The sequence below is a fragment of the Ilumatobacter sp. genome (genome assembly GCF_039969435.1).
Taxonomy (GTDB): Bacteria; Actinomycetota; Acidimicrobiia; order Acidimicrobiales; family Ilumatobacteraceae; genus Ilumatobacter_A.
In genome coordinates this window covers 548,132-565,156 of the sequence record NZ_JBDVNU010000036.1, presented here as the reverse complement: position 1 = coordinate 565,156, position 17,025 = coordinate 548,132, and the positions used below count along the sequence as shown (strand labels likewise).

Here is a 17,025-nt window from a genome sequence, read left to right as displayed (position 1 = left end):
ATGCCGTTCTTCTCTCCATCTGACGATCCGGGTTCCAACTTCCCCGACCTGCTGCGCCGGATCGGGCAGGACGCGATCGTGACCGCCTCGGCGGGGACGCTGGGAGTCGACTCTCTCGGAGTCCCACACGCCACCACGTGTGTGGCGCTGCGCTACGACGGTGGCGTGGTGATGGCCGGTGACCGGCGCGCCACGGCGGGAAACCTGATCTCGCACCGGACGATGGAGAAGGTCGTCCAGGCCGATCGCCACAGCGGTGTGGCCATCGCCGGCTCCGCTGGGCCGGCCATGGAGATGGTCAAGCTGTTCCAGCTGCAACTCGAGCACTACGAGAAGGTCGAAGGATCATCGCTCAGCCTCGAGGGAAAGGCCAATCAGCTGTCGGCCATGGTCCGAGCGAACCTGCCGGCGGCGATGATGGGCATGGTGGTCGTGCCGATCTTCGCTGGCTACGACCTGCTGCGTTCGACCGGCCGGCTCTGGGACTTCGATGCCACCGGTGGTCGATACGAGGAACGCAACCACGTCGCCACCGGATCGGGCAGTCTGCACGCCAGCACCGTCATCAAGCTCGGCTACCGGCCCGACCTGACCCGTGACGAGGCGATCGACCTCGCCGCGTTGTCGTTGTGGGAGGCAGCCGATGCCGACAGTGCGACCGGTGGGCCCGATGCGCTCCGCGGCATCTACCCGGTGGTCGCCTCGATCGACGAGAACGGCTGGCAACGCGTCGACGACGACGACCTCGCCGTCCGGTACACGAAAATCGTCGAAGCGGCGGGAGGAAGGGTGGAAACACGATGAGCATGCCGTTCTACGTCGCTCCCGAGCAGATGATGAAGGACCGCGCCGACTACGCGCGCAAGGGCATCGCCCGAGGTCGAGCGCTCGTCGCGATGCGCTACGCGGAGGGGATCGTGATCGTGGCCGAGAATGCCTCCGAGACGCTGCGCAAGGTCAGCGAGATCTACGATCGCATCGCCTTCGCCGGTGTCGGGAAGTACAACGAGTTCGATCAGCTCCGAGTGGCCGGGATCAGAGCAGCGGATCTCAAGGGTTTCCAGTACTCGCGTGACGACGTCGATGCTCGCAGCCTCGCAAACAGCTATGCACAGATGCTCGGCAACATCTTCACCCACGAGATGAAGCCGATGGAGGTCGAGATTCTCGTGGCCGAGGTCGGCCACGAGTCGGCGTCGGATCAGATGTTCCACCTGCTCTACGACGGCACGGTCGTCGACGAACGCGATCACGCTGCCCTCGGGGGCGATGCCGAGGCCATCCGCGCTCGCCTGGGTGAGACGTGGACCGACGGTCTCGACCTCGCGTCGGTGGTCGCGGTGGGTGTTGCGGCGCTGTCGGGTGGCGAGCGGGAGATCCCGGCGGGCGACCTGGAGGTGGCCGAACTGTGTCGCGGCAACGGTCGTCGGTGCTTCCACCGTCTGGATGAACCGGAGGTCGCGGCCCTGCTGACCTCGGCGATCGTCGACGACCATTCCACCACCTGATCCGAGCTGGTCGGCTGCCGACGATCCGGGCTGATCGCCACACCTCCACGCTCCGGTCCGGAGCAGGAGCGAACGACGGTTGGATGTGGTTGCGGGTGGCGTCGCATGTCGCTCGACACGACGACGTCGTGTGCACCGGCCTGGGTTAGGTTGCGCTGATGGAGCGCAGGATCTACGGACTCGAGAACGAGTACGGGGTCACGTGCACATTGCGAGGGCAACGTCGACTCAGCCCCGACGAGGTGGCCCGCTACCTCTTCCGTCGAGTGGTGTCGTGGGGGCGCAGTTCGAACGTCTTCCTGCAGAACGGGGCGCGCCTGTACCTCGACGTGGGCTCGCACCCGGAGTACGCCACGCCCGAGTGCGACTCGATCTACGACGTGGTGGTCCACGACAAGGCAGGGGAGCGAATCCTCGAAGAACTCGTCGAATCCGCCGAACAGCGCCTCGCCGAGGAATCGATCCGCGGCACGATCTACCTGTTCAAGAACAACACCGACTCGGCGGGGAACTCGTACGGCTGCCACGAGAACTACCTGACCAGCCGTGACGACGACCTCGCCCATTACGCCGAGGTGCTGATCCCGTTCTTCGTGAGCCGACAGATCTACACCGGTGCGGGCAAGGTGCTGCAGACCGCACGGGGTGCCACGTTCTCCATCGCGCAGCGCGCCGAGCACATCTGGGAGGGCGTGTCGTCGGCCACCACGCGGAGTCGTCCGATCATCAACACGCGCGACGAACCGCACGCCGACGCCGAGCGGTACCGGCGTCTCCACGTGATCGTCGGCGACTCGAACATGAGCGAGTACAGCACGTTCGTCAAGGTCGGCGCAGCGGCGTGCATGTTGCGGATGCTCGAAGATCCCCAGGTCGTCCTGCGCGACATGACGCTCGAGAACCCGATCCGTGCGATTCGCGAGATCAGCCACGACATCACGTGTCGGCGTACCGTGCGACTCGCCAACGGGCGCGAGGTCAGCGCCGTGGACATCCAGCGCGAGTACCTCGACCGGGCGCTGCGCTACGCCGACGCCCAAGGGTTCCCACCGCTCGAGCAGCGGGCGTTGGAGATGTGGCAGCACTGCATCGAGACGATCGAGGACGACCCACTCAAACTCGACCGGGAGGTCGACTGGGTCATCAAGCACAACCTGATCGAGAAATTCCGTGAACGCCACGATCTCCCGCTCGGCCACCCTCGTGTCCAACTGCTCGACCTCCAGTACCACGACGTCAACCGTTCGCGCAGCCCGTTCTACAAGCTCCAGGACCGGGGGCTCGTCGAGCGAGTGTGCGCCGATGCCGACATCGACACCGCGGTCGACACACCTCCCCAGACCACCCGCGCACGGTTGCGCGGCGAGTTCGTCAAGCGGGCCAAGGAGCGCAAGCGCGACTACACCGTCGACTGGGTTCATCTCAAGCTGAACGATCAGGCGCAGCGAACCGTGCTGTGCAAGGACCCGTTCAAGAGCCGCGACGAGCGAGTCGAACGTCTGATCGAGACGCTGTGAGCACCAGCGCGCACGTCGGGCGCTGCATCCAGCTTGTACTCTGAGCGTCGCGTGAGCCTCGATTCCGACACCACCCCCAGCGAGTCGCCCGAGTCACCGGAGGCCCCGTCGCAACGCAAGGACGAGATCGGCTCCGGAGCACGGGCCTTCGTCGATTGGATCGTCGTGGTCGCCGTTGCGCTCACGGTCGCCTTCCTGGTCCGCGGATTCGTCCTCGCTCACTTCGTCGTCGAAGGATCGTCGATGGACACCACGCTCACCACGGGAGACCGGGTGTTCGTCAACAAGCTGTCGTACCGGCTCCACGACCCCAACCGGGGCGACGTGGTCGTGCTCCACCAACTCAACGGTTCGACGGAACGCGATCTGATCAAGCGGGTGATCGCTCTGCCGGGGGAGACGATCGAGATGACCAACTGTGAAGTTCGGATCACCGGGCCGGGGGAGACCGAGTCCCGAGTGCTCAACGAGCCCTATCTCGATCGCGACGTCATCTCGGCCACGTGCGGCGGTGACTTCGAGCCGGTCTCGGTTCCCGCCGACACGGTGTTCGTGATGGGCGACAACCGCAGCGGATCCCAGGACAGTCGGGCGCTCGGGCCGATCGCCGAGTCCGACCTGGTCGGACGCGCATTCGTCGTGTTCTGGCCGCGGACGGACTGGCGCTGGTTGTAGTCAGACCCCGCCGACTTCGCGGTTCATCACGTCGATCATCGTGTCGGTGTGATCGCTGTAGACCGCGTCGACTCCCATTCGGAACGCGTTCTCGAGTTGATGGTCGAACTGCAGATCCCAGCTGAACGCATTGACCTCGAACCGGTGGAAGAGGACGACGAGCCCTCCGTTCCAGTCGGTGTGGTGCATGTTGATCACGTCGATGCCGCTCTCGGCGAGCTGGGCGGCGTGCAACTCGGGGGTCCGGGGTAGCCGTGACAGACGCGTCGAGTGCACCAGCTTGAAGTCGGCCAGGTCGTTGCGTCGTCCGGTGAGGTTGTCGAGGACCGGGTCGCACAGCCAGGTTCGTGCCGCAGCGGTGCCACCCTGTCGCCGGACCGCGTCAGCGGTCGGCTCGTAGGCGGCCGGATGCTTCACGTCGATCGACAGGTCGAAGTCGTTTCCGCACGCTTCGTAGAACTCGTCGAGCGTCGGAACGTGTTCGGGAAGCTCGTCGCGTCGGCAGTCGGCGATCGAACGGCGCCGGAACCCGCGACGGACGACCCCGTCGTGATCGAGTACTGCGACGCCGTCGGACGTGCACCAGACGTCGGTTTCGAGCCCGGTCGCGCCGAGGCGAAGTGCCAGCGTGAAGGCCTCGAGAGTGTTCTCCGGCGCATGCGCGCGAGCACCGCGGTGGGCGAAGGCGATGGGTGGGTCGAGCCGGGACGGGAGGCGTTGCTGCATTCAGGATCATGATGACAGGCCATAGACTCGATACGTGTTCAATCTGCAGGGCAGCGAGATCATCTTCATCTTGCTGATCGCCCTGGTCGTCCTGGGCCCGGAGAAGTTGCCCGGTGCGATCCGCAGGGTGATGAACCTCTACGGCGAACTGCGCAGGATGAGTTCGGGCTTCCAAGCCGAGTTCAGGTCGGTGATCGACGAGCCGCTGCGCGAGTTCAAGAGCACGGCCGATCTGGTGAAGGGTGCCGCCGATCCCAAGCGCATCGCCGAGGAGGCCGAACGTGAGGCCGAACTCGAAGCGGCGGGAGCGAAGAAGGCCCAACAGGCCCGCGACGTGACCGCGGCCATGGAGGCGGCCGGCGCGGCGCACCTCGCTCAGGCGTCCGCCTCCCGCGTCGATGCGGTCGATCCCGACGACGTCGATTCCGACGCGGCCGTCGGCACGCCCGGTGAGGTCGATGCGTTCGCCGACCCGGTCGACGAGAACGAGACCGAGACGGAGACCGATGCCGTGGACGACACCTCGGCCGGGGACGCCGACGACACCGACGCCGTGTCCGTCGACGAGGTCTCCGTCGATCACGCTGACGACGATGCAGACGTCGAAGCGGACGACGACGACCTCGACGGACGTCGTTCCTCGGTCGATCGCGAGTTCGAACCGGAAGGAAGGTCGGCGTGACGACCGCGGAGACCACGGAGCAGGACGTCGTCGGCGACACGATGACGTTGACCGAGCACCTGGCGGAGCTGCGAACCCGGATCATCCGCTCGATGCTCGCCGTCACGATCGGTGCGATCGCCATCATCGCCTTCTACGACGACGTGTTGGGTTTCCTCGCTCAGCCGTACGAGGACCTGTGCCGACGCAAGGACGAAGGCTTCTGTCCGCCGCCGGGTGAGTTCCTCAACGCATTCAGCCCGACCGAGGGCATCTCGGTGCGGATCCGGGTGGGGATGTACGGCGGAATCATCGTGGCCCTCCCGGTGATCCTCTGGCAGATCTGGCGATTCGTGGTGCCGGCGCTGGAGGCGAAGGAGAAGAAGTACGCGATCCCGTTCGTGCTGTCCTCGGTGATCCTGTTCTGCGCCGGCGGGACGCTCGCATACCTCAGCGTCGACCAGGCGCTCGAGTTCCTCATCGGATGGTCCGGTGAGGGCGTCAACGAGGTGTTCGGCGTCGAGAAGTACGTGAGCCTCGTGGGGCTGATGATCTTCGCTTTCGGCATCGGCTTCCTGCTGCCCGTCCTGCTCGTGTTCCTGCAGTTGGTCGGGGTGGTCACGCCACGCGTCCTGCTCGGAGCGTGGCGGTACGCGATCGTGGGCATCTTCATCCTCGCCGCCCTCATCACGCCGTCGGGCGACCCGCCCACGCTGCTCACGTTGGCCGCGCCGATGATCGTGCTGTACTTCGTGGCGATCCTCATCGGCTGGGTCGCGGCCCGTGGCAAGCTCCGCCGGTCTGCGGCCTAGCCCTGTGCCGCCTGGACCCGTGCCGCCTGAAACGGTGTCGTCCGACGCGGGCTCGGTCGGCGAACGCTCCCGACGTGTGGTCCGCGCCGACCGCGACGAACTGATCTCCGGCTTGGCCTTCGCGCCGGACAGATTCCAGATCGAGGCGTTCGACGCACTCGACGCCGGACGCAACGTGGTGGTCGCGGCACCCACCGGGAGTGGCAAGACCGTCGTTGCCGAGTACGGCATCGCCGCTGATCGGGTCGACGGTCGGCGGTCCTTCTACACGGCCCCGATCAAGGCGCTGTCGAACCAGAAGTACCGCGACCTCGTCGAGATCCACGGTGAGCACGCAGTCGGACTCCTCACGGGCGACAACTCGATCAACGGCGACGCTCCGATCGTCGTGATGACGACCGAGGTGCTGCGCAACATGATCTACGCCGGCCGGTCGCTCGACGACCTCGCCACGGTCGTGGTCGACGAGGTGCACTTCCTCCAGGACACCTATCGCGGACCCGTCTGGGAGGAGGTGATCATCCACCTCCCGCATCACGTACGCCTGATCGCACTGTCGGCGACGGTGAGCAACGTCGACGAACTCGCGGAGTGGATCGGCACCGTGCGCGGTCCGACCGTCGCCGTGGTCGAACGCAAGCGCCCGGTGGCACTGGACAACAAGTACCTCGTCGCCGACCGGGACGAGAACAAGCTGCACCTCCTGGAGATGTTCATCGGTGGTGGGCTGAACCGTGACGCCCTGAAGCTCGACGAGTCGGCGATCCGCCGGCGCCCGCGCCAGGACGACCGAGGGAACAACCGTCGCCAGAGTCGTCCGACGTCGGGTGGTCGGCGACTCGCCACGCCGGGCCGGATCGACACCGTCGAGTTGCTCCACGACAAGGGTCTGTTGCCGTCGATCTTCTTCATCTTCAGCCGCAACCAGTGCGACGAGGCGGCCAAGGCGTGCGTCGACGCCGGGATCGTGCTCACCGACGACCACGAACGCACCGCGATCGCCGGGATCATCGACGAACGCCTGTCGGGACTCGACCCCGACGACCTCGAGGTGCTCGGCTACGACCGCTTCGTGCGTCAACTCGACGCCGGAATCGCCGCCCACCACGCCGGCATGGTTCCGGCGATGAAGGAGGTGGTCGAAGCGTGCTTCATCGCCGGGCTGGTCAAGGTCGTGTTCGCGACCGAAACGCTGGCGGTCGGCATCAACATGCCCGCCCGTTCCGTGGTGATCGAGAAGCTGACCAAGTTCACCGGCGACCACCACGAGCAACTGACGCCGGGCCAGTACACCCAACTCACCGGCCGCGCCGGCCGCCGTGGACTCGACGAGGTCGGAGACGCCGTCGTGCTGTGGTCGCCGTGGACGCGGTTCGACGAGGCAGCACAGTTGGCGAGCAGTTCGTCCTATCACCTGCGCTCGGTCTTCCGGCCGACGTACAACATGGCGGCCAACCTGATCCGAACGCACTCGGCCGACGAGGCCCACCGGCTCCTCAACCTGTCGTTCGCCCAGTTCCAGGCCGACCGCGACGTGGTCCGGATCGAAGCTCGCCTCGAACGCAAGCGTGAGACGCTGCGGGAGAAGCTGGCGGAGGCAGAGAGCCCGTACGGCGACATCGACGAATACCGGGGGTTACGCGATGCGGCGTCGGCGGAGCGACGGCAACGGCGAAACGGGGTGTCGAGCGGGCAGATGCGCGGAGCGATGGCCAAGCTGAAGCCGGGCAGCATCATCCGCGTGTCCCACGGCGATGTCAAGGGGCCGGTCGTCGTCGTCGCCACGGCGCATCGCACGTCGGGGGTACGGCTCACCGCCATCACCAAGGGCGAGGCACTGATCCAGATCGACGGTGAGGATCTCGTCGAGATGCCCGAGCCGGTCGGCTCGATCAAGCTCCCGTCCAACTTCGGCCCGCAGCGCAAGGGGTACCGACGTGACGTGGCCAAGAGGCTGCGCACCGCGGACATCGGCTCGGACAAGCAGGTCATCCGTTCGAATCCGTCGGGTCGCCGGCCGCTGCACCACGACGACCTCGACGTGGCTCGCGACCCCGACCTGCGGATCCGGCTCGAGGCAGCAGCGCGTGCGGATCGGCTGCAGGACGAGATCACCAAGCTCCAGGACCGGGTGTCGGACAAGAACCAGTCGCTCGGGGACGAGTTCGACCGCGTGCTGACGCTGCTCGACGAGTGGGGCTACGCAGACGTCGCGGAGTGGCGGCTCAGCGAGCACGGCGAGATGCTCGCGAGCGTGTTCAACGAGACCGACCTCCTGGTGGCCGAGATGCTGCGAGAAGGTCTGCTCGACGACCTGGAACCGGCCGATCTGGCGGCGGTCGTGTCGTGCGTCGTGTACGAGCATCGCAGTCCGGACGATCCACCGGCACCGTGGTTCTCGTCGAAGGAGGTCCGCTCCCGCTGGATCCGCCTGGCAGCAATCAGTGAGGAACTGCGGACGGACGAGCGGCGTCTCGGTCTCGGCGAACACCGTGCCCCCGACCCCACGTTCGCGGCGATCGCCCACGCCTGGGTGGCGGGCGAAGGGTTCGCCGAGATCGTCGACGAGGAGGAGCTGACCGGCGGCGACTTCGTGCGCACGATGAAGATGCTCATCGACCTGTTGCGACAGATCGCCAAGGTCGCGCCGAGTCCGTCCGTTCGCCGGGCGGCGGGCCGCGCCGTCGACGAGGCGGTCCGCGGTGTGGTCGCCGACGGCTCGAGTTCGAGTTGATCCGTGCGGCAGCGATGACGATCTCGAAGGGTGCCGACTGGGGCGAGACGGTCGATCGTCCCGACGACCTGCGCATCGCGACCGATGATCGGGACCTGGCGCAGCTGCTGTCGGACGGAACCGGGCGTCCGACCGCTGTCGCCGCTGGTGACATCCATCGCACCGTCGGCGCACGTTCCACCGATGGGCGCGAGCAGGTGCTCGCGCTGCCCCTCGATCTGGTTCGCGTGACACTCGACGACTCCGAGGCGTTCACCGTCGTGGCCCACGTGCTGGCCAGATCGCCGTGGACACGGGGAGGGTGGTGGATGGGCGAAGCGCTCGCCGTGATGAACGCCGAGTTCGTCTCCGACTTCGACGTGGCACCTCGGGGTCACCCCAACGACGGGCGCGTCGAGACGCTGCACGTCACCTCGGATCTCGGCATCCGCCAGCGATGGGAGGTTCGTCGGCGACTGCCCGGTGCACGACATCTCCCGCACCCCGGCATCGCCACGCGCCCGGTGCGCGACGCGACCTGGGACTTCGACGTCGCTCGGACCGTCGTCGCCGACGGTCGAACCGTGGGCTCGGCCCGCCGCCTCCGAGTGGAGGTCGTGGCGGACGCGGCGGTGTTGTATGCCTGAGCAGCCGCCACCGGACATCCCGGTGGACGATCCCGGCGCCGACCATGCGCGACCCGTAGAGTCTGCGACCGTGGCCGTCTACGTCCCCGAGTCCTTCACCGCGGAGGAATCCGATGTTCTCCGGCGGTACTTCACCAATCTCGACGGACCGGTCTTCGCGCTCGTCAACCTGCCCGAGGTCGTGAAAGGAGCGCTCTTCGCCCGGTACAGCCGCAGCCCGAAGTCGCTCCGCCGCCTCTTCCTCGACGAGTTCGTGGGTGACCTCGACATCAAGGGCGACCAGTCGATCGATGCGACCATCGGCCTGGATCGCGCCGAGGAACTCTACGAACGGGTCTTCTTCGACTACGGGGACGACTCGGTCGCCCAACTCGGCGGGGTGCACCTGGCGTGCGAGCAGGCGTCGAACATGCTCACCAAGGTGCTCGAGTGGGGGCGGCTGATGAGCTACCTGGAGCAGAGCACGCGCTACATCGCCTACGATTCGCGCCTCGGTGGTCGCTACCGATACCACCGCGACCCTGCCGTGCTCGCCGGACCGTTCGGCACCCGGTACGTCGGTGACATGGACCGCATGTTCGACGCGTACAGCCAGTGCGCGGAGTACGTGACCGATCACGTCCGTGACACCGTCCGACGCGGCCCCGACGACAGCGAGTTCGTGTACCGGACGGCCACGCGAGCCAAGGCTCTCGATGCGGTGCGCGGCATGCTTCCTGCGGCGGCGACGTCGAACGTCGGGATCTACGGGACCGGTCAGGCGTTCGAGGCGCTCCTGCTCCGGATGCGTTCGCATCCGTTGCCGGAGGCTCGTGACTATGCGGACCTGATGCTGCACGAACTCCGCAAGGTGATCCCGAGCTTCCTGCGCCGGGTCGACCTGCCCGAGCGCGGTGGCAGGTGGAGCGAGTACCTCGCCGACACGCGTGACTCGTCGAAGGCGATCGTGGCCGACCTGCTCGGAGAGGTACCGGTCGAGCCGAGCGCCGAGGTCACTCTCGTCGACTTCGACCCCGATGCCGAGGATCACATCCTCGCCGCCATCTGCTACTCGCACTCGTCGCTTCCGGAGCACCAGATCCTCGACCGGGTCCGCGGGTTCGGCGTCGACGAGCGGGTGTCGCTGCTGAAGGCGTACATCGGCGACCGATCCAACCGCCGCCACAAGCCGGGTCGCGCGTTCGAGCGGAGCTTCTACCGGTTCGACGTGTTGAGCGACTACGGAGCGTTCCGCGACATGCAGCGTCACCGCATGCTCACCATCGAGTGGCAGAAGCTCACGCCGAACCACGGGTACACCCGCCCCGAACTGGTCGAGGAGGCGGGCGTCGGCGCCCTCTTCGACGAGACGATGCAGCGGTCCGCCGCTCTCCACGACGCGCTGCTCGAGGGGTATCCGGAGCAGGCCCCGTATGCCGTCTCGATGGCGTACCGGATGCGCTACAACATGCAGTTCAACGTTCGCGAGGCCTTCCACATGCTGGAATTGCGGTCGTCGCCGCAAGGGCACCCGTCGTATCGACGGGTCGCTCTCGACATGCACCGACTCATCGGCGAGCAGGCGGGGCACCACGCGCTGGCCGAGGCGATGAACTTCATGACCACCGAAGCGCCAGAACTGGAGCGTCTCGAGTCGGAACGTCGTGCCGAGGCACGCCGGGAGACGTGACGAGCCGACCGACCCCCGATCAGTGACGGGTGTCACTACGCCGGTCTCCGACGGACAGCATCCACATGCGTATGCTCCGCCGAACACGGCCTGCACATGCAGCACCGACACGACTGACGAAGCGGACGATCCGACCACATGGCTGACGACGAGAGCATCGACGAAGAAGAGATCGAGGAGGAGGAGTCCGACGACGACCCCGACACCGAGGTCGACGACCCCGATGTCGACGAACTCGACGATGACGACGACCTCGCCGACGACGATGCGGGTGACGACGATGCCGATGACGACGAGGAAGAAGAAGAAGAGGACACGCCTCGAACCAAGCGCAAGAAGCGCAAGGGCGACGATGATGACGACGACGACGACCTCGTCGACGACGACGACGTCGAAGAGGACCTCGACAAGATCCTGAAGGATCGTCTCGTTTCGAACGACGACGACGAAGACGAGGACGATGACGACGTCCCCGTCAAGGGCGAAGGCGGCGAGCGCCTCCAACCCAAGCAGCAGAACGAGCAGCTGTGCAGTTCGTGCTTCCTGCTGGTCAAGACCTCGGCGCCGAACTGTCCGGTCGGCGACGACGACTGCCCGATCTTCTCGTGACGAACTGATCGTGTCCGACGGACCAGGCAAGCCGAACGACCCCCTGGTCGTGATGCGAGCAGCGTGGGAAATGCTGGTCTTCGCCCCGATCGGCCTGGGTGCCAAGTTCGTCGACGACGCACCCGGAGCGATCAAGCGGGTCCGCCAGGAACTCAGCAATGCTCGCTTCATCGGCCGTCTCACGGTCGAGCAGGGCGCTGCCCGCCTCCGGGCGCAGGCCACTGCCGATGCTCGCTCGGATCGTTCCGGCACCGGTCGCCTGACCGTCGACCACGAGTCGGAGCCTGCTGACCTGACCGATGCCGAGTCGGCGTCCACAGGTGGATCCGACGCCTTCCCGATCGAGGGGTACGACGAGATGCCGGCGATCGAGATCGTGGGTCGTCTGGAGGCGCTCGGTCCGGATCAGCGTGCCCAGGTCGAAGCGCACGAGCGTGCGAATCGTCAGCGGCGCACGGTGCTGGGCAAGCTCGCGCAGTTGGCGCAGTGAGCCTGCTTCCCGACGTCGCCGACGCCGGCGTGCGTTCGGTCGACGTGGACGACGGCGACGACCTCGCCCAACTCGCCCTCCTCGAGCAGGAGGCTCGCGGCGCACTCGACGGTCAGCGAGGCGGAGAGCGATGGCTCGTCGAGCACCCCGAGGTCGGGGCGGCCTGGCCCGGCCGATGCTCCGCGCAGGGTGCAGATGTGGTGGTGGCGCACATCGGGCCGGTCGTCGTCGGCTACCTCGTCGCCGACCTCGGACGCGACCTGATCGTGCGTGTCGATCAGGTCTGGGTCACGCCCGAGGCCCGAGAGAACGGCTTCGGTGACGCTCTGCTCGAACTCGCCATCGATCGCGCCCGCGCTGGTGGGGCACTGGCGGTCGAAGGTCAGGCGCTGCCGGGCGACCGGCACACGAAGAACCTCTACGAGCGTGCTGGCATCGTCGCACGGCTCATCACCACGTATCGACCCCTCTAGGTCGACGGCCGCTCCGGTCGCGTCAGCGGCCCGTCCAGTTCGGGGCGCGCTTCTCGATGAATGCGGTGAGGCCCTCGCCGAGGTCCTCCGATCGCATCACGACGCCCATCGCCGAGTTGGTCATCGACTTCAACGCCTCGTCGTCCTCGTACTCGCTGGCGAGCACCACCTTGCGGCTCTCCCACACGGCCAGCGGTGCGTTCGCGGTGATCTGCTCGGCCAGTCGCATGGCCTCGTTCGTCGCCTCGCCCGGCTCGACCAACCGAGACACCAGCCCCAGTTCGTAGGCGCGCTGCGCGGGGATCGGCTCGCCGGTGAGGATCGCTTCCATCGCGGCGGACTTGCCGATCGCTCGCGGCAAGCGGAACAATCCGCCCGCTCCGGCGATGAGATTCCGCTTCACCTCGGCGAGCCCGAACGACGACTGTGTGGTGGCCACCACGAGGTCGGCGGCCAACACGATCTCGCAGCCTCCCGCTGTGGCCAACCCGTCGACGGCGACGATGACCGGCTTCTTGCGTTCCCGGTACACGAACCCGGCGAAGTTGCCGCGTTCGGTGCTCAACCGGGCGGCATCACCGCTGTTGATCGCCTTCAGGTCGGCGCCGGCGCAGAACACCGGTCGCGACTGACCTTCGGTGTTCGCCTGGAGGACGCCGATCCACACCTCGTCGTCGGCTTCCATCTGGTCGATCGCCGCTTCCATCGCCTCGGCGACGTCGCCGTTGACGGCGTTGCGTGCGTCGGGTCGGTTGAGGGTGATCAGCCCGACGCGGCCTCGAGCCTCGTAGGTGACGTTGGTGTTCTCGGTGGTGTTCTCGGCGTCTGACATGCTCGCCGACAGTACGGCGAGCACGTCGCAGACGACGAACTCGAGGGTGGTGACGTCGAGGGTGCCGACGAACTCAGGCGCTGGGCGCCGGTGCCGACGACTCGTCGTCGGTGCCCGGTGCGGTGTCGGTGCCCGGTGCGGTGTCGGCCACCGTGGGCTCGTCCACCGTCGAGTCGGCATCCGGCACCGCACCGGCTGCGGGTTCTGTCGCGGCCGGCGAGTCGGCATCCGGGGTCGCTTCGATGGCGGGCTCTGCTTCGGCCGACGTGTCGACGACCGCTGGGGGCTCACTGGCGACGGTCGGTGTCTCGTCCGATTCGGCCGCCGGTTGCTTCGCGAGATCATCGCTCCGCGCGGACTGCTCGTTCGCCCCGGCGTCGGCCTGCTTCGAGTCGACGGCAGTACCGCCGTCACGAACGCGTCCGCCGCCGCCGTTGCGAGCGCCATCACGACCTCGGTCGCCTCGCTCGCGGTCTCCACCGTCTCGGCCTCCGCCGTCACGTGATGCAGGCTTCTTGCGCTTGTTGTCGTTGCGCGGGCCCGGCCGCAGCGGCTTGGGCCGCGGGGCATCGGCGGGGACCTCGACGCCGAGGAGCGCAGCGATCTGGGGGAGCAGCGGACCGAGTCGGAGCGCCGTCTTGCGCAGATCGTCGGTGATGGTCGTGGGCGGAGCGGTCGGGTTGACCAGTGTGCGCACCGGAGAGAACGCCGCCGCCTCCATGACTGCAGACCAGCGATCCGCCGAGTCCTCGGTGGTGAGTCCGGCCGTGGCCGCCTCGCCGAGCTTGCGCGCGAGTTCGGGCGGGAACATGACTCCCGCCTTCGGTGGCTGCGACGAGAGCCGCAGGGCTCGGATGGACCGGCCGACGGTGAGCGCCGCGTCGACGTCCTCGAGCCACAGCTTGAGTTCCTGCTCCTGCTTCGCGACGAGGTCGGCCTTGAGCTTGGTGGCCAGTTCGCGGGTCGATTCGTCGCGTGCGACGATCGGGTCGTCGGACGCTGCGACGACGCTGCGCAGGTCACGCAGGTCGAGGTTCTCCATCTGGCGCTGCGTGGCCTCGGCACGGTCCAGCCAGTCGGCGACGCGCAGCTTCGGGATGAGGCTCTCGGCCAACTTGAGGACGCTGTCCTCGGGCATCGTGGGCTTGCCCTCGGCGGCGAGCTTCTTGTTGTCCTCGGCGAGACGCGTCCGCACCGCGGCCATCCCCTGGATCGCCAGTTCGGCCACGGGGCGCTGTTCCTCGGGGATCGCCGCGAGCACTTCGTTGCGCCGCGCCTTGCCGGGCCGCAAGCGCTTGGGCTTGGGGCGCTGTGGCACTTCCGGGGGCGGATCGAAGTGCGGGCGACGCGGTCCACGGCTGTCTCGCGACTCGCCGTCACGGCCTCGTGCGCCGTCGCGGCCACCATCTCGACCGCCGTCACGGCCGCGGCTTCCGTCACGACGGCCGCCGCGGCCGTCGCGTCCACCGCGACCGTCCCGTCCACCCCGGTCGTCCCGGCCACCCCGGTCGTGACGGTCGCGCTTGGCCCGTGTTTCGATCACGGCCTGGAAGTTCTCCTCCACGGGCAGGAGTTCGAGCAGGTCCACGCTCGACTTCTCGCGGCCCTTGACCACCGAGAGCACCTGCATCCCGTCGAGTTCCTGCTCGACTTCGACCTTCAGTTCGTCGCCGACCGAGGAGTTGCTGGGAAGCATGCTCCCGTCCAGCGTGCCCTTGGGCACTTTCGCTCCGGCTGCGCGCCATGTCCAAGAGCCGTCGGCGAGCGCGCTCGTCAACTCGATGTCAATCCTGCGGGGCATAGATGCCAAACGTACCGGTTCGTACTCGGCATTGCGATGTCGGTACCGTGCCGCCGTGGCCATCTATGCACTCGGAGACCAGGAACCGACCATCCGCTCGGACGCGTTCGTCCATCCCGACGCGACCGTCATCGGCTCGGTCACGATCGGGTCGCAGTCGTCGGTCTGGCCGGGAGCCGTGCTGCGCGGCGACGGCGGAGAGATCACGATCGGTGATCGCACGAGCGTGCAGGACAACGCGGTGATCCACACCACGCCGTTCTGGCCCACGATCGTCGGCAACGACTGCGTACTCGGCCACCTGATCCACCTCGAGGGCTGCACCATCGAGGACCACGTGCTGATCGGGAACGCGTCGATGGTGTTGCATCGCTGCATCATCAGGACCGGGTCGATCGTGGCGGCCAACGCGGTGGTCCTCAACGACACCGAGGTGCCCACGGGTGCGATCGCCGTGGGTACACCCGCCACCATCAAGGAAGGCAGAGCGAGACGCGAGGACATCGACCTGGGCAGCCAGGAGTACGTCCGGCGCGCTGCTCAGTACAGAACAGAGTTGCGACGCATCGACTGAGCGACTCCCGGCGGACGGGTCATGCCGGCGCCGACGGTGGATTCGGACGTCAACTCGCCCGGGCGCGCACGCCGATGGGAGCGATCAGGCGGTAACCGGCGGCGTGGCGCTGGTCCTCGGACTCGCCGCCCCAGAAGCCGTACTCGTGGTTCTCGCGTGCGAAGTCCATGCAGTTCACGCGGACGTGGCAGCTGTCGCAGATGGCCTGCGCAGCGTCCTCGCGTCGTTCCCGTGCCTGCGGTCGTTCCGCAGCGGTCGGGAAGAACAGATGGGTCAGACCCTTGCAGGCCCCCTCGCCCATCCAGTCTTGGTCCTCCGTCATCGCAATCGACACGTCGATGGTCGTCATGTACCCGGTCCCCTTCGAGCTTCGGACCACTGATCTCCCCAGGTCAGCGGTCATTTTCTGGCGGTGAAGGTCACAGACTAGAGCAAATCGATCGTGCAGTCAATAAAGCTCGGCCAGGTTTCCGCACGCCGTCGGAACGAGGTCGGCCAAGCCGCCTACGCGGTCAGGAGGGCCAGAGATTCCGGTCGACGAACACCTCTCGGAGGAGGGCGGTCTCGTCGGTCATGATGCCGTCGACGCCGATGTCGAGGAGTCGTTCCATCCGGGCTCGTTCGTTCACGGTCCAGACGTGGACGGGGATGTCGTGGCGATGGGCGCCGGCGACGAACCGCTCGTTGACGACGGTCAACTGGCCGGCTGCCTCCGGCACCTGTGCAGCGCGGTGACCGCCACGGGGCAGTCGGCCCGCCAGGCGAAGTGACCCGACCTCGGTCGGACTCATGTTGGTCAGGAGTCGCGGACCCAACAGCGAACGCAGGCGCCGCAGCCGGGTCAGCTTGAATGACGCGAGACAGACACGGTCGAGAGCGTCGAACTCGGTGACGAGAGCAGCGAGGGGCTCGATCGACTCGTCGGACTTGGCGTCGATGTTGAACCTCGCACCCGGGAAGGCCTCGAACAGCTCGGACATCAGGGGGATGGGGTGCTCGGTGCCGTCGGCACCGCGCACACGAGCGCCCGCCACCTCCGATCCGGTCATCTCGCCGATCCGGGCGTCGAGTCCGCACGTGCGGGTCAGATCCGGGTCGTGGAATGACACGAGCACCCCGTCGGTCGTGCGGTGAGCGTCGGTCTCAAGGTACCGATAGCCGAGCGAGACGGCGTGCGCGAAGGCGGCCATCGTGTTCTCGGGAGCGACGTCGTGTCCGCCCCGGTGAGCGAACGCGATCGGCCACGCCGGGTCGAGGTCGGGGTGTTCGAGATACGGATGCCGCGTCACGGCGGCGAGTCTCGCAGGTCGTGCAGACG

18 protein-coding genes are annotated in these 17,025 nt (G+C 67.1%); 13 read left to right on the top strand and 5 right to left on the bottom strand.

What is annotated here, in order from left to right:
• From prcB to lepB, 4 genes are all read left to right on the top strand, one after another.
• A complete protein-coding gene (prcB, locus tag ABJK40_RS19890) occupies positions 1-804 on the top strand; it encodes a proteasome subunit beta (protein ID WP_348481873.1) in 804 nt (267 codons plus the stop codon).
• On the top strand, positions 801-1,508 hold the full coding sequence (prcA, locus tag ABJK40_RS19885; protein WP_348481752.1) for a proteasome subunit alpha: 708 nt from the start codon (positions 801-803) through the stop codon (positions 1,506-1,508). The genes prcB and prcA overlap by 4 nt, the downstream gene beginning before the upstream one ends.
• A 158-nt stretch (positions 1,509-1,666) precedes the next feature.
• Positions 1,667-3,025 carry a Pup--protein ligase gene (pafA, locus tag ABJK40_RS19880; protein ID WP_348481754.1) on the top strand — a complete coding sequence of 453 codons (1,359 nt, stop codon included), beginning with the start codon at positions 1,667-1,669 and terminating at the stop codon, positions 3,023-3,025.
• Positions 3,026-3,076: 51 nt separating this feature from the next.
• Positions 3,077-3,700, top strand: coding sequence for a signal peptidase I (gene lepB, locus ABJK40_RS19875; RefSeq protein WP_348481756.1), 624 nt, complete (start codon positions 3,077-3,079; stop codon positions 3,698-3,700).
• Here lepB and ABJK40_RS19870 read toward each other — a convergent pair whose 3' ends face one another.
• Positions 3,701-4,426 carry a glycerophosphodiester phosphodiesterase gene (locus ABJK40_RS19870; RefSeq protein WP_348481758.1) on the bottom strand — a complete coding sequence of 242 codons (726 nt, stop codon included), beginning with the start codon at positions 4,424-4,426 and terminating at the stop codon, positions 3,701-3,703.
• A gap of 34 nt (positions 4,427-4,460) precedes the next feature.
• Here ABJK40_RS19870 and ABJK40_RS19865 point away from each other — a divergent pair, with 34 nt between their 5' ends.
• The 8 genes from ABJK40_RS19865 (at position 4,461) to ABJK40_RS19830 (ending at position 12,500) form a co-directional block, all read left to right on the top strand.
• Positions 4,461-5,108 (top strand): hypothetical protein, encoded by a 648-nt coding sequence (locus ABJK40_RS19865; RefSeq protein ID WP_348481760.1) that lies wholly within the window; start codon positions 4,461-4,463, stop codon positions 5,106-5,108.
• Positions 5,105-5,899 carry a twin-arginine translocase subunit TatC gene (gene tatC, locus ABJK40_RS19860; RefSeq protein ID WP_348481762.1) on the top strand — a complete coding sequence of 265 codons (795 nt, stop codon included), beginning with the start codon at positions 5,105-5,107 and terminating at the stop codon, positions 5,897-5,899. Before ABJK40_RS19865 ends, tatC begins: the two co-directional genes overlap by 4 nt.
• 34 nt (positions 5,900-5,933) lie before the next feature.
• Positions 5,934-8,633 carry a DEAD/DEAH box helicase gene (locus ABJK40_RS19855; protein ID WP_348481764.1) on the top strand — a complete coding sequence of 900 codons (2,700 nt, stop codon included), beginning with the start codon at positions 5,934-5,936 and terminating at the stop codon, positions 8,631-8,633.
• Between the two features lie 14 nt (positions 8,634-8,647).
• A complete protein-coding gene (locus ABJK40_RS19850; RefSeq protein ID WP_348481766.1) occupies positions 8,648-9,259 on the top strand; it encodes a hypothetical protein in 612 nt (203 codons plus the stop codon).
• A gap of 70 nt (positions 9,260-9,329) precedes the next feature.
• Entirely contained in the window at positions 9,330-10,928 is a 1,599-nt protein-coding gene (locus ABJK40_RS19845) for an FAD-dependent thymidylate synthase (RefSeq protein WP_348481768.1), read from the top strand.
• Between the two features lie 138 nt (positions 10,929-11,066).
• Positions 11,067-11,537: a hypothetical protein gene (locus ABJK40_RS19840; protein ID WP_348481770.1), complete on the top strand. Its 471-nt coding sequence runs from the start codon at positions 11,067-11,069 to the stop codon at positions 11,535-11,537.
• A 10-nt stretch (positions 11,538-11,547) separates the two neighbouring features.
• The gene (locus ABJK40_RS19835; RefSeq protein ID WP_348481772.1) at positions 11,548-12,027 is read left to right on the top strand and encodes a hypothetical protein; all 480 of its coding nucleotides are present in this window, start codon (positions 11,548-11,550) and stop codon (positions 12,025-12,027) included.
• Positions 12,024-12,500, top strand: coding sequence for a GNAT family N-acetyltransferase (locus tag ABJK40_RS19830; protein ID WP_348481774.1), 477 nt, complete (start codon positions 12,024-12,026; stop codon positions 12,498-12,500). The genes ABJK40_RS19835 and ABJK40_RS19830 overlap by 4 nt, the downstream gene beginning before the upstream one ends.
• 22 nt (positions 12,501-12,522) lie before the next feature.
• On the opposite strand, the gene ABJK40_RS19825 is transcribed toward ABJK40_RS19830, so the two are convergent.
• Positions 12,523-13,332, bottom strand: a complete 810-nt coding sequence (locus ABJK40_RS19825; RefSeq protein WP_348481776.1) for an enoyl-CoA hydratase-related protein — start codon at positions 13,330-13,332, stop codon at positions 12,523-12,525.
• Between the two features lie 73 nt (positions 13,333-13,405).
• On the bottom strand, positions 13,406-15,133 hold the full coding sequence (locus tag ABJK40_RS19820; RefSeq protein WP_348481778.1) for a hypothetical protein: 1,728 nt from the start codon (positions 15,131-15,133) through the stop codon (positions 13,406-13,408).
• A gap of 55 nt (positions 15,134-15,188) precedes the next feature.
• Here ABJK40_RS19820 and ABJK40_RS19815 point away from each other — a divergent pair, with 55 nt between their 5' ends.
• Positions 15,189-15,707: a gamma carbonic anhydrase family protein gene (locus ABJK40_RS19815; protein ID WP_348481780.1), complete on the top strand. Its 519-nt coding sequence runs from the start codon at positions 15,189-15,191 to the stop codon at positions 15,705-15,707.
• 49 nt (positions 15,708-15,756) lie between these two features.
• Here ABJK40_RS19815 and ABJK40_RS19810 read toward each other — a convergent pair whose 3' ends face one another.
• Positions 15,757-16,056 carry a WhiB family transcriptional regulator gene (locus tag ABJK40_RS19810; protein WP_348481782.1) on the bottom strand — a complete coding sequence of 100 codons (300 nt, stop codon included), beginning with the start codon at positions 16,054-16,056 and terminating at the stop codon, positions 15,757-15,759.
• 163 nt (positions 16,057-16,219) lie between these two features.
• Entirely contained in the window at positions 16,220-16,996 is a 777-nt protein-coding gene (locus ABJK40_RS19805; protein ID WP_348481783.1) for a glycerophosphodiester phosphodiesterase family protein, read from the bottom strand.
• Positions 16,997-17,025 lie beyond the last annotated feature (29 nt).